Source organism: Ruminococcus sp. RTP21484sp1_RTP21277st1_D2_RTP21277_210401 (assembly GCF_040924225.1).
Lineage (GTDB): Bacteria > Bacillota > Clostridia > Lachnospirales > Lachnospiraceae > Blautia_A > Blautia_A faecis.
The window spans coordinates 1-22,056 of sequence record NZ_JBCOMJ010000043.1 but is presented as its reverse complement, the minus strand read 5'-3'; the positions used below and the strand labels follow the sequence as shown (position 1 = coordinate 22,056).

The window sequence follows — 22,056 nt, the reverse complement described above, 5'->3', positions numbered from 1 at the left end:
ATTTCCTTACGGATACATGATCTTTGGTTATGTCTCTGCGGTTGCGGTTACATGGTTACTTTTACGTCCATCTCTTTCAGGAGGCGGATGCCTTCCTTTAAGATCATCTGCTGTGCGTTGCCGTCCCGGTCATGGCAACTGCCGCATTCCGGACAGGTCCATTCCCGGACGGTGAGGTTCCTGACATCTATATTCTTATAACCGCAGCAGCTGCAGGTCTGGCTGCTCGGGAACCATCTGGAGACCTGCAGGAACCGACCCCCGGTACGTTCCAGTTTATACTTCACTTTCTGAAAGAACCCATACCATCCAACGGAAGCGACTGCTTTTGACAGGTGCCGGTTCTTCATCATGCCTTTGATGTTCAGGTCTTCACAGACGAACACCCTGCAGCTGTCTGCGATACACCGGGACAGCTTATGCTGGAAGTCCTTCCTCTGGTCAGCAGTCTTACGCTGTTCCTTTGTGACTTTCTTTTTAGCCTTATACCAGTTCTTTGACCCGGTATGGGTCTTACGGTCATACTGTTTCCTGGATAAGGCTTTCTGGAACCGGCGCAGGCGCCTTTCGTGTATCTTGATCCATCTGGGGTTCCGGATCTTCAGGAAACCTTCCTTATCCCCAAGGACTGCAAAGTCCTTAAGCCCCATGTCAGCGGACAGGATATCAGATACGGAGACTTCTTCTACCGGATGGATCTGGTCGATGACAGTCTCCATCCCAAGGGAGACTTCGTAGTTGTCACCCTGCCGGTTAATGGTCGCTTTCTTTATGGAAGTCCCGGACGGGCACAAACCTGAAAACGTCTTCCCAGCCGGGAGTACGATACGGACCTTTCCGACTTTCGGGAGTTTGATGCATGGCAGCCCGTCCTTATCCAGGGCAAGGGAAAGGTTGTTGTTTGTATGTTTGGTGGTATACCGGTTGCCGTTCGGCTTGAACCGGGATGCCTTCTTTGGAAACCCGGATCTTCCGGAAAAGAAGTTCCGGTAAGCAGAGTCTACGCTTTGAAGGGCTGCTTCCAGGGCGAATTTGTCTGACCTTCGGAGAAACGGGTTTTCTTCCTTCAGTTTTGGAAGGTATTCTTTTTTAAATGTTTCAACTCCAAGGGAGAGTTTCTTTTCCTGATACAAACGGATCCGCTCTTCCAGATAGCGGTTGCGAACAAACCGGGCATTCCCGATCTGCTGGTTCAGGTCCTGTGCCTGTTCCGGCGTCGGGAGCAGACGCAACACCTGTCCGTAATTGAGTACCTGTTTGCCGAACGGTTCCAGGGCTTTATTCTTCTGTATGGTGATGTCGTTTGCCCGTCCGTGGAACCGGAAAGTCCCATCCGGGAGCTGTTCTGCTGTGATTGCCATGCCGTACCTCCTGAGAGTTTTCTTACCTTTAATATGTTATTTTTCAGAAGGAATGGCTGGTTTTTATAAGAAATCTTACTGGAAAAATGGATGAAAAGAAGCCGCCTTACTCACGACTGAAGTCACGAGCATGCGGCGGCTGATTAGTCAAATAAATTCAACAAGCAGCAGTAGAAGATATATTCTGAATGCGGATTCATCCCGTCTCTAAGCGCAATACAGGCGGTGGGTGAGTTCACATGTCTTCTACTGTTGCAATATAAAGGTAAAGAAAATGGGCAGGATAAATTAAAAGAATTATGAATTACGATATAAAAATAAGGAAAAGATTTGCTATAATCTTTTGTTGTTTTCTCCTTTTCTGCAGCAATTTTGCTATTGGCTGTGGAACTGATAAAAATTCCGGGGAACCGGCTGCATGTACCATATCTATTGATTGTCGAACTGTGCTTGACAACATGGACGAGCTGAAGGAAACAAAAAAAGAATTTATTCCAAATGACGGCTGGATTCTTTCATCGACAAGCGTGAAATTTACAACAGGTGAAACTGTGTTTGATATTTTAAAGGACATTTGTGAAAAGAATAGAATACAAATTTCTTCCAGATACACGCCTTTGTATAACAACTATTATGTTGAAGGAATCAATCAGCTCTATGAATTCGACTGTGGCAAAAAGTCAGGGTGGATGTATAGTGTAAATGGAGTGTTTCCAAATTATGGAGCGTCTTCATATAAACCTAAGGATGGAGATAAGATTGAATGGGTGTATACCTGCAATCTCGGAGACGATGTAGGAAATCATTACGAAGAAAAATGATTTAGCAAATACACTTTTCTCGTAAAATAAGATCCAGCTGTTTGTTCTCTTTTAAGAGTTGACAGCTGGACTTTTTTCATATGTCTCAAAAAAGGCAACAATGTATATGCTCTATATTGCACGATGGAAATGCCTGTTGTTGACAGTTATTGGCAAAACTGTTATAATTTTCTAATTGATAGTGGTAGAATAATATCAATTTGACAAAAATTCTAAAAAGCATCTTATTAAACGCGGACATATACATTTATAAATGTATTAAAAGATTGTTTTTTGGGAAAGAAAGGCAAAAACAGAATAACCAGGCGTGGTTCGGTTTATAAGACCGATTTAAGGAAATCCGGTGTGATTCCGGAACTTCTTTTCCCTGTATAAAACGTTAGCCTTTAGTGAAAGACTGTGCGGAAACGTTTTGAGTCAGCATATCCAACACGTTGTATAGAGGTCAGAGGCTCATGTGTACAATGAGGCTCTGTTTTTGTTGCCTAAAAACAAAAGGAGAAAGAAATGATTTTATACCCAGAAGAAACCAGTTGGAATACACTGCGCTTTGATAAACGAAATTATACCATACAAAAGGCTAAAGAGCAGCAAAAAGAAATAATAAAAAAAATCCCAGAACAATATGTTTTTATTGATGATAGATGCTTTAAGAATGCCGGCAGAATAAAAGAAGTAATCCTTTCGCCTCAATGTAAAATAATTGGAAAACAGGCTTTTGAAAGCTGTCAGTTTCGAAAAGGAATTGATTTTCCCGCTACTCTTATAGAAATTAAGAAAAGAGCATTTGCAGAAAATCATAGTTTAAGACAGGCTATTTTTCCACCTTCCGTGAAACGCATAGGGGCACAATGTTACCGGGAATGTAATAATCTAAGAGTTGCAAAATTTGAGAAAAATAGTAATTGCACAGTAATTCAAGAAGGAGTTTTTGATTCATGTGTTAAGTTAAATGATGTTGTTCTTCCAGAAAAGACGAAGGAAATTGGAAGATGTGCCTTTTATAGGTGCAAAGAATTGAAAAAAATCACTTTTCCAAATACGCTCAGAAAAATAGGGGATGAAGCTTTTTACTTTTGCGGATTTGAAGAACTTCACCTTCCTGATAAGCTTGAAGAAATAGGAGACAGTGCATTCTTTCGGTGTAACAGTTTAAAATATGTCTTTATCCCTAAAAGTGTGAAGTCAATTGGCAGGTGGGTATTTCATGGCTGCAGCAAATTGGAATATCTGGAAATTCATCATGATCCAGAATATATAGGTCCTTGGATTGTCAATAAAAGTTGCACGATCCGATGTTATAAGGGTAGCAAAATGGACCATTATTGTGATGAATTCGAATTAAAGAGGGAGTATATCAGTGCCAAAAGCATTATTGATAAATGAAAAAGAATTTAAAATCGATCATTCTGCGGAGAATTTCATGATCGATACATTTTCTCTATATCATCCATTTATAAATTTTTTCTATTTTTGCGTGGTGTTGCTTTTTTCGATGTTTAATCAGCACCCGGTCTTTCTTGGAATATCTTACGCAGGAGCTTTTTCATATGCTGTGCTTTTAAATGGCTGGAAAAAAACAGCCAAGCAGAGTTTCCTTTTTACCCTACCTTGTTTGACTATTATAGCGCTTATGAACCCTCTTTTTAATCATTATGGAGTCACTATGCTCTATTATGTAGAAAGCAGCGGAAATTGGATCACACTTGAATCACTTGTATATGGTATCGTTCTTGGAGCGGTAATGTTCGTTGTCATTCAGTGGTTTTCTTGTTATAACAAGATCATGACAACAGACAAATTTGTTTATTTATTTGGAAAACTGATTCCTGCACTTTCACTTATTTTATCAATGGCTTTACGATTTGTTCCGAGTTTTTTGGGACAACTCAAATTTATCCGAAATGGACAAAAAGCCATGGGAAAAGACATTTCCGAAGGAAAGCTTTTAGACCGGATCCATGCAGGACTAAATATGTTATCCATACTTATTACATGGGCACTAGAAAACGCCATAGAAACTTCTGATTCTATGAGAAGCAGGGGATATGGATTAAAAGGAAGAACTGCTTTTTCTATTTATCATTTTACACGGAAAGATAAGTATGTCTTTGGAATTATGATCGGTTTATTTACAGTATTCACAGGAGGCTGTATGCGGGGAGCCTCTTATGCTACTTATGATCCTCGAATTATTCTTGCTGGTTTTTCGATAAATGGATATGAGGCCCCAGTAGTTGCTTCTAAAGCGTGGACGATACTTACTTATGTAAGTTTTGGCATCTTTTGTTTTCTTCCAATAATAATCGATGTAATAGAAAGCGTCAGCTTTTCACACAGTCGAAGGAAAAGTGCTGTGAATCTTGAAATGACTTACAAAAAAATCTATGAAACTCTGGAAGAGAAAGGAACTGTTTTATGAATCTTGTAGAAGTGAAGGATTTCAGCTTTTCATACCCGGAATGTTCGCACAAGGTTCTGGAACATGTAAATCTGAAAATAAAAGAAGGAACCTTAAATGTGATCTGCGGCAGAAGCGGCTGTGGGAAAAGTACGCTGCTGCGTCAGCTGAAGACGGTACTGGCACCGTCTGGAAATACAAGCGGGCAGATCCTTTACAGGGGTGTTTCCCTGAAAGACACCGATCACAGGACACAGAGCCAGGAAATCGGTTTTGTCATGCAGAATCCGGACAACCAGATCGTGACGGACAAAGTATGGCATGAACTTGCCTTTGGCCTGGAAAGCCTGGGCTGTGACAATGCCACCATCCGTCTTCGGGTTGCAGAGATGGCAAGCTATTTTGGAATCCAGCAATGGTTTTACAAAAATGTAACAGAATTATCAGGCGGGCAGAAGCAGCTGCTTAATCTGGCAGCGGTGATGGCTATGCACCCGTCTTTATTGATCCTGGACGAACCGACTTCCCAGCTGGATCCTATTGCAGCTTCGGATTTTCTGGAAACAGTCAAGAAAATAAACCGGGATATTGGAACCACAGTCCTGCTGACGGAGCACCGGCTTCAGGATATTATCCCCTATGCAGACCGCATTTTTGTGATGGATGAAGGCGGCGTATTTCTGGAGGGAACTCCAAGGGAGATCGGGACAGCCCTTGGCAGGGAAAAACACGGTATGTTTCTTTCCATGCCGGTTCCCATGCAGATTTATGTGGAGACCAGGAGCCGTCTTACCTGTCCCCTTACCGTAAGCCAGGGAAGACAATGGATCCGGGATTACATAGAAGAAAAAGGAATTACCAGAGAGCAGATCCAACAGGCAAACCAAAGGCTTGCCGGATTCACTCATGCCCAAGATAATAAATTTCCCGGCGAAGCAGCCGGATCCGAAGGAAAAGGGATTTTTGCAGGCTTGAAATCGAAAAACAATACACCAGGACCAGCCATCCAGATGAAGGGGGTATGGTTCCGTTATGAAAAGGATAGTCCCGACGTAGTAAGAGACTTATCCTTAGAAGTAAAAAAGGGAGAATTCTACGCCCTTGTAGGCGGAAACGGAACAGGAAAGAGTACTACGTTGTCTCTTCTTAGCCGTGTCCATCAGCCCTATAAAGGAAGAATTTATTTGGAGGGGAAAGACCTCCGCTCCTTTAAGGATAATCAGCTGTACTGCGGATATCTTGGGGTAATGCCCCAGAATCCCCAGAGCATTTTCCTGAAAAAGACAGTACTGGAAGACCTGTATTCCGTGATCGGCGGAAAGAAAGAGAAGCCATCCAAAGAGTACAGTCTTTCCATGAAAAAGGAAAAAGCCATTGAAGGGATCGTAAGCCTTACCCATTTAGATGGACTGCTTGACCGTCATCCCTATGATTTAAGCGGCGGGGAACAGCAGCGGCTTGCCCTTGCAAAAGTGCTTCTCCTTCGTCCGAAGATCCTTCTTATGGATGAGCCTACCAAGGGAATGGACGCGGAATACAAAGAAGAGCTTGGCGGGATACTGAAGAAACTGCAGTCTCATGGAATGACCATTTTCATGATCTCCCATGATGTGGAATTTGTAGCAGAATATGCGGATACGACAGGTCTTTTCTTTGAAGGAAATATTGTGACAAGTAAAAAGACAAGAGACTTTTTCGCTGGAAATAATTTCTATACCACTGCGGCAAACCGTATGGCAAGAGGGCTGTTTCCAGAGGCAGTTACCGGAAAGGATGTGGTGTCATGCTTGACGAATCCCAGTTAGATGAATTCCTGAATGAATTCTTTGGGGAAGAAGAACCAGCTTCGGATGTCACCCGTTTAAAGAACTCTGGAAAACCAAATCCTTTCCGTCGAAATGAAGTTCCTTCTGAAGAACTGGAAGAATACACCCTTCCGACTGACGGAATGATTATCCGCCAGATGGAGCGCCAGGGAAAGGTAAGCCGCCGCACCTGGTTTGCATTCGCGGTCATGCTGATCGTGGTACCAATCCTTCTATTCTTCTCCGTGAAGATATGGGGAGGGCGGAAATACCTGCTCTGTAGCCTGATCGTAGTAGTGGCTGCCATGCTTCCCTTTTTTATGATGTTTGAGGGCAGAAAGCCAAAGGCCAGGGAAATCATGGTGATTTCCGTATTAGCTGCCATTGGCGTAGCAGGACGTGCCGCCTTTTTCATGGTGCCAAGCTTCAAACCTGTGGCTGCTATTGTGATCCTAACCGGGATTTCCTTTGGCGGGGAGGCTGGATTTTTAGTTGGCAGTCTTACCATGCTGATCTCCAACATGTTTATGGGGCAGGGTCCCTGGACACCCTGGCAGATGCTTGCTTTTGGCATGATTGGATTTCTGGCAGGGATCCTGTACCAGAAGGGGATTTTAAAAGCCAGGAAGTTCGATCTTTGTATCTACGGATTTTTAAGTGTCTTTTTAATTTATGGCGGCATTATGAACCCTGCCAGTGTCCTCATGTCCTACGGGTACATTACAAAAAGCAGCCTGATCGCTTATTACATTTCAGGTGCTCCGGTGGATCTGGTACATGCAGCTTCCACCGTGATTTTCCTGTGGCTGCTTAGCCGCCCGCTTCTGGAAAAGCTGGAGCGGATCAAGGTGAAATATGGTCTGATACAAGAATCAGAGAACCGATAATAGAAAATAGATGTAAGTGGAATTTGATTAAAAAAAAGGAGAAACGAAAAATGTTAAATCCCAAAAAGAAAAGGAAGGAATGCTATTTTGCCGGAATCCTGGCGGCGGCTGCTGCCATCAGCCTGTTATCCGGCTGCTGTGGCGGTACTCCGTCCTTAGAGGAAGCATTAAAGAAAACGGCTTCCTATGAACAGACAAGTATTCCCTCCCCGGCTTCTGATTCCCTCGGCGGTGAGTGGACGGTGATCGCACTGGCACGCTCCGGGGAAGAGGCAGAGGACGGCTATTACGAAAAATACAGGGCAAACTTAGAAAAGCGTGTCAAGGAGCAGGAAGGGGTATTAAGTGAAAACCGCTATACTGAGTATGCAAGGGCTGTCCTGGCTTGTAAGGCCATCGGGATCGATCCTTCCGATATTGGCGGGTATGACCTTGGAAAGCCTTTAGATGATTTTGAGGCTGTTACGGCACAGGGATTAAATGGAGCCGTGTATGCCCTTCTTGCCTTAAATGCGGACCGCTTGGAGATAGATGGGGAGCTGGAACAAAAGTATCTGACCTACATAGTGAAACAGGAAAAGCCATCCGGCGGATTTTCCTTAGATGACAGCTCCGATACCGCAGATGTGGATCTGACTGCCATGACCTTACAGTGCTTAGAGCCCTATGCCACAGAGGAAGAAATCAGTGCCATCATTGACCGTGGCGTGGAATTTTTAGCGGATGCACAGGCAGAGGATGGCGGCTATGAGGCGTATGGGGATAAAAGCTCCGAGTCCATTTCCCAGGTAATCCTTGCGCTTAGCACGTATGGAATCGACTGCAATAAAGATGAACGTTTCCAGAAAAAGGAAAAAGGGCTTTACGACAACCTGATGGAGTATTATAAAAAAGATGGAAGCTTTTCACATTTATTAGACGGGGACAGCGATCCCATGGCTACCGACCAGGCGTTTTGTGCAATGGCGGCATACAGCCGGTTTTTAAATGGCAAAACCAGTTTTTATGATATGAGTGATACCAATTGACACAAAAGAAAAAGAACCTGGATCAGCCAGTAAAAAGGGCAGGAGGAAAGAAATGGCAGATAAGATCAGACAGCTTCAGAAGGAGCTTGGAACCATTATAAAAGGAAAAAAAGAAGTTACGGATAAGATCATCATGGCAGTGCTGGCAAGAGGACATGTGCTTCTGGAAGACGTTCCAGGCGTTGGAAAGACGACCACAGCCCTGGCACTTTGCCGCCTTATGGGAATGGATTTTAACCGGATCCAGTTTACGCCGGATGTAGTCCCTTCTGATGTAACCGGATTTACCATGTACGAAAAACAGACAGGCAAATTCATTTACCGCCCAGGTGCGGTGATGTGCAATATGCTCCTTGCGGACGAGATCAACCGTACCTCCAGCAAAACCCAGGCAGCCCTTCTGGAAGTTATGGAAGAAGGAAAAGTAACCGTGGATAACGAGACACATCCCGTTCCCCAGCCCTTTGTAGTCATTGCTACAGAGAACCCTACCGGATCTTCTGGAACCCAGATGCTGCCGGAATCCCAGTTGGACCGATTTATGATAAGCCTTTCCATGGGCTATCCGGATCACGAAAACCTGGTAGAGCTGCTTCGGGACCGGCAGACCACAAATCCGCTGGAGAAAGCAACAGCGGTTATTACCAAAGAAGAAGTTGTTATGCTTCAGGATCAGGTACAAAAAGTATATATGGCAGATTCCATCTTGAACTATATTGCAACCCTTGCAGAGGCAACCAGAAACCATCCTATGATTACACTTGGTCTTAGCCCCCGTGGAACCCTGGCTTTATGCCGTATGACAAAGGCGGCTGCGTTCATGGAAGAACGGGATTACGTGATCCCGGAAGATGTAAAAAGAGTATTCACAGATGTAACCGCACACCGCATGATCCTGGATTCCAGAGCCAGATATCAGGAGCAGAGTGCGAAGGACATTTTAGAAGAGATTTTAAAGGATACAGAGGCACCGAAGGTAGAGGGAGAATGAAAAACAGGATTTTACTACTTATATGGTTCATACTGCTTGCCCTGGCTGCCATTTTTACTGGAGCCTGGGTATATGCCGTCCTGTTGCTTTTATCCGCGCTTGCAGTAGTGGCTTTTTTGCTGCTTGGTTTCTTTTGCGGAAAAAAGGTCACCATGAAGCTAAAACTCCCAAAAGCAGCGGAACAGGATGGAATCTGGAAAGGAAAGCTTCAGATCGTAAATGACTCTGTCCTTCCGGTATTTTTAGGAAAAGGCAGCCTGCATTTGGAAAATCATTTTACTGGGGAGCAGATGGAGCTTCCATTTTCATTTTCCCTTAAAGGAAGAGGAAAAAAAGCCATTGACTTCCAGGGAAAAAGCCAGTGGTGCGGCTGTATTTACGCCACCTTACACTCCTGGCGCTCCTATGATTTCTTTGGTCTGGCAGGGCAAAAGAGGAAGGCGGGGCTGTCCGCCTGTACGGTGGTGATGCCCTGTGAGCAAAAGGAAGATTTTCGGTTTCTCACAAAAGAGGGCTTTGACATGGAGAGCTTCCGCTATTCGGGAGCCCGTCCTGGGGATGATCCGGGGGAGACCTTTGATATCCGGGAATACCAGGAGGGGGACAGCATTCGTCAGATCCACTGGAAGCTGACGGGTAAGTTAGATAAAATGATGATCCGCCAGAGAAGCTTCCCGGTGGATGATACGGTCCTGATCCTGGCAGAGCCATATTTAAAGGAAAAAGCCCCAGCCGTAGCACAGACGCTTGGTGAAGTGTTTGCCGCAGTTTTAAATAGCTTTATGGAACAGGGCATTTCCTGCCAGGCAGGCGTTTTTGACCAGAGTACCGGACATTTTTACATTGAAAAAATACGCACCCGCGAGGATTATGAAAATATTCTCTATTTATTCCTCCGTCACACAGGGGAGGGGGAAAAGCCCTGTACCATCACAGAATATCTTCACACTCCGGGACAACAAAGATTTGCAAATTATATTTATATTACGGGCGCACCAGAGGAAGAAGATCTTAGAAGTCTTCGAACCCGGGGCGAGGTAACCGTTGTAGGCTGTGGAATCGCAGCGGATAAAGGAGAAACCATCACATGGAAGTATGGATCACAAGACAAGAAGAAAAACATAGAAGATACCTGCCCGGTATCCTGCTGGAAAGTGTCCTGATTTTTCTGGTAAATGGCGTTGGAACCTTTGCGCTTTTTCATACCCTGATTCCGTCTGTGAATGGGATTCCTTTTTTGATGAGCGTCGCTGTCACCGCCCTTCTCTGTGGCTTTCTTTTGGGGCTTCGGGAACATTTGGTTGCTGCGGTCTTCTCTTTAAGCGCAGCTTCTGGAATCTGCCTGACCGTTTTTTCAGGTGCGCTCTTAAATGGATTCCTTTCACTTTGGAACCAGCTTGCAGATGTTCTTGGGAAAAAAGCAGGGATTTACCTTACCATTTACCAGATAAAGGAATCTGGGAATGCAAATGGAGAGCTGGCAGTTCTTATTTTCCTTGGCATTGTATGTGGGTTGCTTGGCTTCTTAATTCTGAAGCTTCGGCTGTATGTGCTGCTCCTTCTTTTTGCAGCAGTACTTCCGGTGGTTCTGACAAAAACAGGCTTGCTTCCAGATACCAGGCTTTGTCTTGGCTTTTACGCCGGAATCCTGTTAGAATTAAACTATATGACCAAAAACAAAGGGGGAAAATCCGGTACCGCTTTTGACGTGTCCGCTTTTTGTGCAGGGGCACTTGGGCTTCTTCTGGTTTCCGCTGCCGGAGGAGGATTCCTTCAAAATCTGGTGCCCAAGAACGATTACCAGGATTCTAAGCTTGTGGCAAGTGCCAAAGAAGAGGCATTAAATGGACTTTTAAGGCTTCGTTATAAAGGACAGAAAGCCAATTCCCTCCCGGATGGAAATTTAAAGCAGATGGGATCCTGGAGTGCGTCTTCTGATACTGCACTGGAGGTGACCATGGAGCAGCCGTCTTCTTTGTACCTGCGCGGTTTTGTGGGAAGTGTTTACGACGGTTCCTCCTGGGAGAGCATTTCCACGGAAAAGGCTTATGAAGAAAAAGACTTGTTTTACTGGCTTCATAAGGATGGCTTCTATGGGGAAGACCAGCTTCAGAATGCAAGAAATCTGATCCAGGACGATTCCCTTTCCAGTGAGAAGGGAATCATCTCCATAAAGAATAAAATTGCAAGCAGTAAATACCTCTATACCCCTTATGAACTTACGGACCTTCCGGAGGGCTATACTGGCGAAAATGCCCAGGCAGACAGTACCCTGAACGCCAGAGGATTGTTTGGAAAAAGAACCTATCGCTTTTCCTCCCTTGGAAATCTGGTCAGTGATTTTACCACACTTGGGGCAAAAGTCTATCAGACATTGACTGCTGGCAACAGTACCAGGGATGGCAGCACAGATGCCGTCAGTTCCTACCGAAGCCAGGAGAGCTATTACAATACCTTCGTTTATCAGGAAGATACCGCTCTTCCAGCTTCTTTAAAAACTCTATTTCAAACAGAGCTTGGAGATGGCGGAAACCGTGACGAGGGACACACGGATTATTATACAGCCATCATTAGGATCCGTTCCTATCTGGAAAAGAACATGACCTACAGCTCCCAGACCGATGTATTTTCAGAAGAGGGGGATTTTACCGAGAATTTCTTAACCACCTCCAAGATCGGACACAGTGTTCATTTTGCGACAGCAGCGGCTCTTATGTTCCGCTATTATGGCATTCCTGCCCGCTACGTGGAGGGGTATTTAATTACGCCGCAGGATATAGAGGGAAAACAGGCAGGGGACACCATCAAGATCCCAGGCACCAACGGACATGCCTGGACGGAGATCTATGTGGACGGGCTTGGCTGGATCCCTCTTGAAATGACACCTTCCTATTACGGTGTCATGGAGGAAGCCAACTTAAAAACCGGTCTGGAAGCAAAAGGAAAACTGGCTGCTTCAATCCCAGAGACAGAATCACAGCCCCCAGTGGAAGAGGACATCCGTACCAATTTCAGCCTAAAGCTGGCATTGTTTGGAATTGAGAAATTCCTTCTTCTGTTTTTGATCGTATTTGATACATTTATGTTCCTTTTTATCCTGGCTGTGGTATTTTTAAGAGCATTTACAAACCGAAAGAGAAGGAAGTGCTTTGCCTCCCAGGACGCCAAACTGGCAGTCCGGGCCATGGCTGGTTATGCCAGGGTGTTATATGAGCATGGCGCACAGTATTCAGATGAGACCACATTACTCTATGAAGAAGTAACAAAGATTGGACAAAAGGCAGCGTTTAGCCCCCATCCGGTATCGGCCTCCGAGCGGCACGATACAGCAAGCTGTATCCGTCACTTAAAAAAGGAATTAAAAGCATCTGCAAACTGGTATGACAGATGGATTATGAAATATATTGAAAGACTTTATTGACAGGAAAGGAGGCTGTTTATGAAAGAAAAAAAGAAGAAAAGAAAAATATTGGCAGCGCTTATTCCTGTGCTAATATTTCTTCTAGCGGTTGCCCTTTTGGCTCAGGGTGTATTAAAAAGTGAGCCAGAGGCGGTGCCAAACCCGGTGCAGGGAATCAGTGCAGACAGCTCCTTAAAAGGGTATCTGGGAACTGGTTTTGCCTATGCAGGATCCAAGACAGACGGAAACGGCGAGGAAGCGCTAGAGCAGCAGGAACAGGCCCAGCTTCTTCCAGAAGAGACACCGACTCCTACGGTTACGCCGGAACCGACAAAGGAACCGGTCCCCCAGACGGTGACACCAACGCCTAAGCCGGAGGAAAGCGTAACGCCCACACCCCAGGCGACTGTGACGGAAACGCCAGAAAATAATAACAATACAAACCAAAATCAAGAGAATCAAAGTAATACGATTGAATATGATAACCAGGATGATCCGGACGATTCTGAACAGCCATCAGAAACCCCAGATGCGGATGATAACCGGAACCAGGACGGGGCACAGACTCCAAACGAGGATCTGCCGCCTGTTACCCCGGCACCGGAAGAGCCGCAGATCACTGCGACACCTGCCCCTACGGAAAGTCCAGAGGAACCGGTAGAAGATAACTACCCGAAGATTGCCACGGATCTTACCGATGGGGAGACGGTTAATGCCTCTTACCGAACCTTTTATATTCAGGCAACCGACCATTATGGAAATAGCTTGGGCGCAGCTGCTCTTACGGTAACTGGAAATGGGGAACGGCTTTCCTGCCAGGGAGAACCGGCTGCCGGAGTCCTGGCATATCGCCTGGAGTTGGCAGAAGGTGCCAACACCATAGAAATCAAGGCGACAGACGAAGAGGGCTATGCCACTACCTTACCTCCCTTTACCCTGTATAAGGGAGAAGACGCAGGTCCACAGGTGGCAGGCTCTATCACCATCAGCATTGAAGCGGGTACGGTAGGGCTTGGAACCATCCTTCCAGCAACATCTATTGACTATTACCAGGGAGAACAGTTATCCTCTGTTCTGCTGCGGCTTTTGCAGAACACAGGTTTTGACTGGAGAAACAATGGGGATGCCACCAGCGGCTTTTACTTAAAAGCAATCGGAAGGGGAGGCATTTCCGCAAATGCGGCTATTCCGGATGACCTGATGGCACATTTGCAGGAAGTAAACTGTCAGTTATCCGATCACGATTCCAACTGGCTTGGAGAGTTTGATTTTACCATGGACTCTGGCTGGCTGTATTCCGTGAACGGTGAATACATGAGTGTTGGAATGTCTTCCTATTTCCCGGCGGACGGGGATGAGGTAAGACTTCGATTTTCCCTTTATTCCGGTGCCGACGTAGGTGGCGGAGTAAACGGCGAGACATGGGGGGATTGGTAAATGAAAAAAAGATTGGTAATGGGAACCCTAACGGCAGCTCTGATTGCCGGAAGTGTCCCTTATGAGATATATGCACAGCAAGAAGAAGTGGTGATACAAAGCGAAGAAGAGGGGCAGGAAGAGCCTTCGGAACCGGAACAGCCAGAGCCTGCTCCGAGCGAAGAACCACAGCCGACCATGGAGCCAGAACCCACACAGGCACCGGAACCGACCGTAGAGCCAGAGCCTACACAGGCACCAGCTCCTACCGAAACTCCAGAAGAACCGACAGCAACGCCGGTTCCGGAGCCGACCACAGCACCAACACAGACACCAGCTCCCACCGAGACTCCACAACCGACCGTTACGCCAACCCCGGCATTGGTGAGCGTGGGATTAAAAGTTGAGCCGGGGGATGCCAGTGTGGTGATCCTGGATGCAGAGGGAAACCCGGTTTCCGCAGAAGAAAATGGACGGTATTCTCTTTTACAGGGACAGGCGTATGAACTCTATGTCCGAAAAGAAGGGTACCAGGAATTCTACCAGAAGATCACGGCAGATCCTGCGGTGACGGAATATACCATCACCCTTCTTAGCAGCAACACAGCCTTAAAGGGACTGTATGTTTCCAGCTCCGACAAGTACGGAAAAGGAATTTTAAAATTAAGCCCGGATCTGGCTCCGGACAAGGAAAAATTTGAAGCCTCCTATGATGGTGAACGCCAGAGCCTGAATATCTGGCCAGAAGTGGAGGATGAAAAAGCTTCTGTCAAGGTTTATGCCATCAGTGGCATCAAGGCAGGAACAGTAGAAAAAGATGAGACCATTACGGGAAACAAGGATAATAAAGACCGCTCTTACTGGAAAATCTTTTTTGCAGATCAGGAAAAAGAGGCAAAGGTCCGTCTGGAGGTAAAAGCCGAGGATGGAACAACCAGAGACTATTATATTACTCTGAAACTTACCGATACGACAGCTCCGGTACTAAAAAAAATCAGTGCCAGCCGTATTTCCACAGATACTGCATCCGCTGTCTATAAAACTTCCGAAAAGGGAACCTGTTATTACCAGGTGATTGAGGCAGGGGCAAAGGTACCTTCCTTGGATACAGGTGGGGAAGGAACAGAAGTATTAGCCGGAACCAATACCATTACCTTGACTGGATTATCCTCCGGGGAAAAAGATCTGGTGATCGTGGTAAAGGATGCAGCTGGGAACGTAAGTGATTCTTTAGTCATGCGGATCCCGGATATAAAAATAGCCGGTACCCCTGGAAACCTGGTGCATGGCTCCGACCATGGCGGAAATAAGTCCCAGGCGGCTATCCCAGGACAAAGCGGCCAGGGCTCCTTATCTAATCTAAAACTGGTGGAGGGATCCAAAGCAGGCGGTAAAGAGGGCGAGAAAACCACTAGGGAGATCAAGGCATCCTTAAAGCTCCAGGGGGAGAAACAGACTTCTTTGTTTGGAAATATCAAGACAGCTGATACCCAAAAGATAGAATCCCCGAAGTGGACAGAGCGGACTAGGAAAAAATATGCAAAAGATTTAAAGCCTGGCTATACCATAGCAGGGGAGAAGGTGATGGAAAAAGTCGCTCCTTCTCCAGTGGTGGAAGAAAAAAGTGAGGCGTCAGACCGTTTTACCGAAGAAACCAAAACCACAGTTACAAATACAACTGGAAAGAACCAGGCTCAGGAGGAATCTTTTGCGGGAAGTGTAACAAGAGGAATCAAAAAAGCAAGTCTTGCAACAAAATTTCTTCTGGTGATTGCAGTATTGGAAACTGGTTTTGCCGTCTTTTTTGTAACGGCGAAGAAACGGTTTAAAAAGAGAAACAATAAAAAGCCAAAAATAACGGCGTAAGCAAAGAAAAGAAGGGAGAACAGAATGAAACCAACAATGAAAAAATGGTTGACCGGACTTTTGTCTGTAGCTCTGTTAGCTGGAAACCTTCCGGTGTATGCGGTAAACACGGCTTATGCCGCAGAAGAGGATGGATTTTTTACAGACGAGGCAGGGTCTTTTGAAGGCAGTTTAGAAGAACCTGAAGAAAACCCAGATGGCGGACAAAGTGAGGATTCATTTGCAAGTGTTTCTGAATTTACCGGGTTTACCTCCGGGGAAGCAGAAGAGGACTTTTCAGGGGAAGAGGATTTTGTGGCACCGGATTCCCAGGATGGGTTTGAAGGCGAAGCGGATCCCACGACTCTTTTGGAATCCGATATGCAGGATGAGGGCGGCTACCTTCAGAACCTGACTTTATACACCAGTCAGAGCGGAGTATCCACCGTAGCCCTGAAGCGTTCTGCCGACCTTGACGCAGAGTTTGGCGGCAAGGTTTATGTAGCAGAGTATGGTTCCAACATGGATTCCGCATCTTTTTGGATCACAGCAGATCTGGCTGGAAATGCGCCAGATGGTTCCGCCATTCAGTTGGAAACCACCGGGCTGGATGGACAGAAACAGAACCTGGAATTATCCACAAGCGCCTATAAAGACGGGACACGTTACAACGTGAGTGCCTCTGTCTTTTCCTCAGGAGGGAATGGCTCAAAAAGAGCACTTTATACCATTACCGCAGGAACAGAAGGTGACAAACAGGTTTACCAGATCCTGGTAGAACGCCGTCTTGACCTTTCCGATCTCAAGGCCTACCTGCCGGACGACAAAGACCTGGCAAAAAATATCCTTCCCAAATTTGATACCACAGGAACTACAAGGGACTACGAGACAACGGTAGTGGTTTCGACTGCTTCTTTACAGGTGGTTCCAAAGGCATTTTCCGGTAACTGGTATCAGCTTGCCATTTCCAGTGAAAATGTAACCACAGGCGAAGTAAAAGAGGTTCCGTTTTCTTCTACAGATACGGCTGTGAGCGTTCCACTGGCAGACACCGGTGATACCAAAGTGACACTCTCCATGTCAGAGGCAAACACCTATGCGGATCCTGCCCTGGCAGAAAAGACTTATACCTCCACAGGAACCTACACCATCCTGGTGCATAAAAGCACAAGTGACAAAGTAAGTTTCCAGGTAACCCCGGAGGATGCGGTCATCAGCGTATATGACAAGGATGGGGAGCGCCTTACCCCTTCCGCCGATTCCCTGATGGTTTATGAGAATATCCTCCAGGGAGAAGCTTATACCTGGAACATCTCCAAGTATGGCTATATTTCTAAACAGGGCAGCTTTACCGGCGGCGAGGTTAGCGATATTACCGCAGAACTGGTAAAACAGGATGCCACACAGCCGGAGATCACGGATAACGACTGGATCAATTTCCAAAATAGTGATACGAACAACGGCATTACCGGAAGCAGTACCCCGACCAGTGCGGATTCCACCCTGTTAAAATGGAACACAAGGATCGGAGTGGGCTGGGAGGCTGCCATCACACCACCACTGATCCTGGGCGGAGCAGTTTATGTAGCGTCTGGACAGTTTATCTATAAGCTGGATAAAAACACAGGGGAAATCCTTCAGACCAGCGAACAGCTCTCTGGAAACATGCAGTATGCCATGATTCCTCTTACCTATGCAGAGGGAATGCTGTTTGCACAGATCGGAGGCGGTCAGATTCAGGCAGTCAGTGCCACTTCCTTAAAGTCTTTATGGATCAGTGAGTCCCTGGGTGGTCAGACACTTTCCCCGATCACGTATAAGGATGGATATATTTACACGGGAACCTGGAACTCCGAGACTACAGCAGGCTCTTATTTCTGTCTGTCTGTTACAGACGAGGATCCATCCACAGGAATAGAAATTAAACACTGCACCTGGAAATACAACCATAAGGGCGGCTTTTACTGGGCTGGTTCCTATGCCTCATCCGATTACCTGGTATTTGGTTCCGACGACGGTTCTTCAGAAGGAACAGATACCAATTCCGCCATTTTATATTCTGTGAACACTCACACCGGACTGCTCCTGGACAAGATGACAAGCCATGGGGATATCCGTTCCACTATTGTTTATAACAATGGTTATGTATATTTCACCACCAAAGGCGGGTATCTGTACCGTGTGCAGATGAATGCAGACGGCACCTTTGGAAGCACCAGCAGCTATAACCTTGGCGGCATGGCAACCGCTTCCCCGGTTGTTTATAAGGGAAGGATCTATGTAGGTGTCTGCGGAAACGGTGGCCAGTTCAATTCCGATGGTGGTCACCATTTTGCAGTCTTAAATGAAACCGCTTCCGGGATTTCCCTGGCATACAACGTATCCATTCCAGGCTATCCCCAGGCAGCGCCTCTTCTGTCCACGGCCTACGAAAACCAGGATTATAATGGAGATGGACAGACAGATGGAAGAGTCTATCTGTACTTTACCTACAATGCAAAACCAGGCGGTATTTATATGTTATCCGATGAACCGGGACAGACTTCCGGAACAGCCGTAGAGCTTTTCCGTCCGGCAAGTGACCAGCAGGAATACTGTATCAGTACCATCTGTGCAGACCGGGAAGGCACCCTTTATTACAAAAATGATTCCAATTACCTGATGGCTCTGGAAACCAACGGGGCATATTTAAACAGCGTGACAGCCACGGCAGATACTGGAAAAGTAACCTGGCCTTCTGCCTTCCGAAAGGATACCTTAAAATATAACTTAACGGTAGCGGAGAATGCCAGCAAGGTAACCTTTGCTTTGAAAGCACCGGAAGGCTGTACCATAACCGTAAATGGACAGGCGTATGCAGGAAGCTTTGTGGCGGATGTAAGCAGCGGCTCCACAGATATAAAGGTAACCGTAAGCGGCCAGGGAAAGAGCCGGGAATATACCTTCCACATTTCCCAGGATATTTCTACGCCGGTTTTGGCGAACATGACGCTTAGCACCAGCAATACCTACTCCAATACGGCAAACCGGATTTCATTGTCCCCGGAATTTAGCAGCGCGACAACCAGCTACCGGGCAATCTATAAAGAGAGCAGGGAGTTTTTAAATATCTTTGCAGAACCGGCAGACAGCAGCGCATCCGTCACCGCTGTGGGAATCCGCGGTACCAGCAAGGTAACGGTACTTGGAAAAGTAACTGGAAGTGGCGCAGCACACAGAATTGCCATGTATTTTGATAAGACCAATCCAGAGGCGGAAGCAGAGGTAAAAGTTACCGTAACCACAAAGTCTGGAAAGACAACGGATTATACGATTGTGGTACAGCGTACTGATACTCCATCCCCGACACCAACTGTAACTCCGGTTCCAGCTACCCCGACACCCGTTCCGCCGACTCCGACACCAACGGAAGTCCCGGAGGTATTTGGCCCCTGGACAACCGTATCGGGGGCAACCGTATTTGCCCCGGAAACCCAGAAGCGCACCAGCAACAAGGGAAAAACGGAAACCCGTACAGTGGGAAGTAAACTTACCCCCACCATCAAGGTAACGGCCTCTAGCATTAAGCTGAAGGTAAAACAGTCTACCACAAAAGTGAAGGTAACCGGTCTGGCAAATGGGGATTCCATCAAGAGCTGGACTACCAGCAATAAAAAGATCGTAAAAGTGACCAGCAAAGGTACCATAAAAGGCTTAAAGGCTGGAAAAGCAAAAGTCACCATCACCCTGGCGAGCGGTAAAAAACAGGTGATTAATGTGACTGTTCAAAAGACGGCGGTGAAGACAACCAAGATCACAGGCATTGCGTCTAAGGCAACCTTGAAAAAAGGCAAGAAGCTGACCTTAAAGCCAGTCATCAGCCCGATCACCTCCCTGCAGAAGGTAACCTATACCACTTCCAATAAGAAGGTGGCAACCGTTACCGCAAAAGGTGTGATCACTGCAAAGAAAAAAGGAACTGCCACCATTACGGTAAAATCAGGTTCCAAATCGAAAAAAATTAAGATCAAAGTAAAATAAAAAGTGGAACAGGCAGCAAGGCCTTGCGGGGCTTCTGCCTGTTCTGCCATTTAAAAGAGGCAGGAGCAGCTTCGTAAAAAAGTGAGGAAAAAAATGATATATATTAGCCATTTAGTTTTAGATGATGACATGAAAGCATTGGTAAAAGAGTACGGAACCGGGATCGAAAGCATTGATTTTTCCATTTCGGATAACCTGGATCAGCTTTCGGATTCAATCAAAACGTACTGGCAGAAGATGAAAGAGATAGGGACCAGGGATCTGATTCTTCATGGCCCATTTCTGGATGTGAACCCCTGTGCATACGACAGCCTAGTGCGGGAAGCCACCATGACAAGATTCAACCAGTGCTATGAGGCGGGGCTTCAACTTGGAGCTAAGAAGATTGTCTTTCACTCTGGCATGAACCCGTATGTTTATTACAAAGAATACTGGGCGGAGCATGTCGCCAAATTCTGGAAGGAATTTATGAAAAACAAAACAGAACTTGAAGTCGTGCTGGAAAATGTATTTGATGATGACTGGCGACTTCTTTTGGATGTTTATAAGAAGGTGAACCAGCCGAACTTCAAGCTGTGTCTGGATATCGGGCACGCGCACTGTTATTCTTCTTTGGATGTCAGGGAGTGGGCGAAAAACCTGGCTCGCTATGTAAGTCATGTCCACATCCATGACAACTGCGGCGACCGGGATTCCCACATTGGGCTTGGAAGCGGAAACCTTCCCTGGGAGAAAGTGCTTAGTTATCTGCCGGAGACAAAAGAACGCACCTGGACCATTGAATGCATGCAAAAAGAGGATATAAAAAGATGCCTTGACAGACTGACAGCAAAATAAGGATTTACAAAATATAAAAAAATGTTACAATAGTTCAACTGGCAAATTAATTTACCAAAATCTGTTTCTCTATTTTGGCAATGTTTTCCAGATGTTTTTTTTACGAAATTTACAGTATAATAATAGTAGGAAAAGAATGATAAGTAAGGAGGCTGATACTATGGCAATGCCACAGAAAATAAGTCGTGGAACATTAATTTCCCAGGGAAAAGAAAGAGCATTCTTTAGTAAGCTTAATGAAAATCGACTTACGAGGGATTCTTTTAATGATTGTCAGTATTATCGAAACAATATTAATAAGAAAACATTAGCCGAATTAAATGCCCTAATGGATAGTGAAAAAACAACTTTAGAACATGTAGAATTAAATGAGGCGGATCTTTCAGATGAAATAATCCAGGAATTCGATTGCGGAAATGATGATATGAATGAATATCTGTATGATTATGCCAGGGATGATTCTGTTTATGGGCGTGGTGTGACCTATGTGCTGGTTGCAGATGACAGAAAACGTATTTATGCTTATGCAACATTAAAAACGCACTCCCTTTATTATTATGAAGAGGAAAAGTGATAGAGGACTGCTATGTTATGGAGAACCTGATGCTTGGATTTGGAAAATGTTAGATAACGCATAACAAACGCATAAACACAATATACGGAAATGCAACATTGACACGCACTATATATTGTGTTATCCTATAATTGAATTATCGTTTATGCATAGCACCCTATGCAGAAGAAGTTTAGTCCTGGCAAAATACCGGGAGCAATCATTTGAGACAATAGATCTGAGAAATATAGAAAGACATCAAAAACCTGGAATGGATTTTTGGTGTCTTTTTTTGTTGTCAAAAATTCAGAATCTAGGCAAAGGGAGCAAATACAAAAGGAAGGAGAAGAGGGATAATTCGAAAAAAATAGAAGTATGTCGGATGAGAAACATGGAACAGGAAAAGAAAGGAGGACATGCATAAATGGAAAATGCCGGGAACCGAAAAATGTTAGAACTATAAAGAAGGTGAGGGCATAAGAAATGAAGAGTATGCAGGCTATTATTGCCTGGTAATGGCAATTGTCTGCGGACTAAATGCAGCGGAGGCCTGGAAGATCTATCAGTATGGACCGGATCATCCGTTAAGTAAAAAAATTCTGAAGCATAAGATTAGGGATTCCTCCCTGAAAAAGCTGAAGAAAAAAGAGCAGGAAAAAATGATGAAAAAGCTGTTTCTGGAAGGATACAG

General features: G+C 45.6%; 15 protein-coding genes. 14 read left to right on the top strand and 1 reads right to left on the bottom strand.

All coding sequences use genetic code 11. The features are described 5' to 3' along the window. Nucleotides 1-47: 47 nt before the first annotated feature. Entirely contained in the window at nt 48-1,361 is a 1,314-nt protein-coding gene (locus AB5706_RS21155; protein WP_173717056.1) for an RNA-guided endonuclease TnpB family protein, read from the bottom strand. 299 nt (nt 1,362-1,660) lie between these two features. Here AB5706_RS21155 and AB5706_RS21150 point away from each other — a divergent pair, with 299 nt between their 5' ends. The 14 genes from AB5706_RS21150 to AB5706_RS21085 all read left to right on the top strand — a co-directional run bounded on the left by AB5706_RS21150 (nt 1,661) and on the right by AB5706_RS21085 (nt 21,386). After that, complete coding sequence (locus tag AB5706_RS21150) at nt 1,661-2,182, top strand: DUF4430 domain-containing protein (protein ID WP_173717057.1); 522 nt, start codon at nt 1,661-1,663, stop codon at nt 2,180-2,182. A 507-nt stretch (nt 2,183-2,689) separates the two neighbouring features. Continuing rightward, a complete protein-coding gene (locus AB5706_RS21145; protein ID WP_148462983.1) occupies nt 2,690-3,568 on the top strand; it encodes a leucine-rich repeat domain-containing protein in 879 nt (292 codons plus the stop codon). Then, complete coding sequence (locus AB5706_RS21140) at nt 3,543-4,604, top strand: energy-coupling factor transporter transmembrane component T (protein ID WP_226815134.1); 1,062 nt, start codon at nt 3,543-3,545, stop codon at nt 4,602-4,604. The genes AB5706_RS21145 and AB5706_RS21140 overlap by 26 nt, the downstream gene beginning before the upstream one ends. Beyond that, a complete protein-coding gene (locus AB5706_RS21135; protein WP_173717058.1) occupies nt 4,601-6,388 on the top strand; it encodes an ABC transporter ATP-binding protein in 1,788 nt (595 codons plus the stop codon). The genes AB5706_RS21140 and AB5706_RS21135 overlap by 4 nt, the downstream gene beginning before the upstream one ends. Further along, the gene (locus tag AB5706_RS21130; protein ID WP_202030782.1) at nt 6,367-7,275 is read left to right on the top strand and encodes an ECF transporter S component; all 909 of its coding nucleotides are present in this window, start codon (nt 6,367-6,369) and stop codon (nt 7,273-7,275) included. The genes AB5706_RS21135 and AB5706_RS21130 overlap by 22 nt, the downstream gene beginning before the upstream one ends. Nucleotides 7,276-7,325: 50 nt before the next feature. Continuing rightward, nucleotides 7,326-8,303: a prenyltransferase/squalene oxidase repeat-containing protein gene (locus AB5706_RS21125; protein ID WP_173717059.1), complete on the top strand. Its 978-nt coding sequence runs from the start codon at nt 7,326-7,328 to the stop codon at nt 8,301-8,303. A 52-nt stretch (nt 8,304-8,355) separates the two neighbouring features. Further along, on the top strand, nt 8,356-9,294 hold the full coding sequence (locus AB5706_RS21120) for an AAA family ATPase (RefSeq protein WP_173717060.1): 939 nt from the start codon (nt 8,356-8,358) through the stop codon (nt 9,292-9,294). Beyond that, nucleotides 9,291-10,457 (top strand): DUF58 domain-containing protein, encoded by a 1,167-nt coding sequence (locus tag AB5706_RS21115; protein ID WP_368366306.1) that lies wholly within the window; start codon nt 9,291-9,293, stop codon nt 10,455-10,457. Before AB5706_RS21120 ends, AB5706_RS21115 begins: the two co-directional genes overlap by 4 nt. After that, nucleotides 10,382-12,715 (top strand): transglutaminase-like domain-containing protein, encoded by a 2,334-nt coding sequence (locus AB5706_RS21110; protein ID WP_173772406.1) that lies wholly within the window; start codon nt 10,382-10,384, stop codon nt 12,713-12,715. Before AB5706_RS21115 ends, AB5706_RS21110 begins: the two co-directional genes overlap by 76 nt. A gap of 18 nt (nt 12,716-12,733) precedes the next feature. Beyond that, a complete protein-coding gene (locus AB5706_RS21105; RefSeq protein ID WP_173717063.1) occupies nt 12,734-14,131 on the top strand; it encodes a DUF4430 domain-containing protein in 1,398 nt (465 codons plus the stop codon). Beyond that, nucleotides 14,132-15,976, top strand: a complete 1,845-nt coding sequence (locus AB5706_RS21100; protein WP_148462990.1) for a hypothetical protein — start codon at nt 14,132-14,134, stop codon at nt 15,974-15,976. Nucleotides 15,977-16,000: 24 nt separating this feature from the next. Further along, complete coding sequence (locus tag AB5706_RS21095; protein ID WP_173717064.1) at nt 16,001-19,975, top strand: cadherin-like beta sandwich domain-containing protein; 3,975 nt, start codon at nt 16,001-16,003, stop codon at nt 19,973-19,975. Between the two features lie 93 nt (nt 19,976-20,068). Beyond that, nucleotides 20,069-20,812 carry a sugar phosphate isomerase/epimerase family protein gene (locus tag AB5706_RS21090; protein ID WP_148462992.1) on the top strand — a complete coding sequence of 248 codons (744 nt, stop codon included), beginning with the start codon at nt 20,069-20,071 and terminating at the stop codon, nt 20,810-20,812. A 160-nt stretch (nt 20,813-20,972) separates the two neighbouring features. Further along, complete coding sequence (locus AB5706_RS21085) at nt 20,973-21,386, top strand: hypothetical protein (RefSeq protein WP_148462993.1); 414 nt, start codon at nt 20,973-20,975, stop codon at nt 21,384-21,386. Nucleotides 21,387-22,056 lie beyond the last annotated feature (670 nt).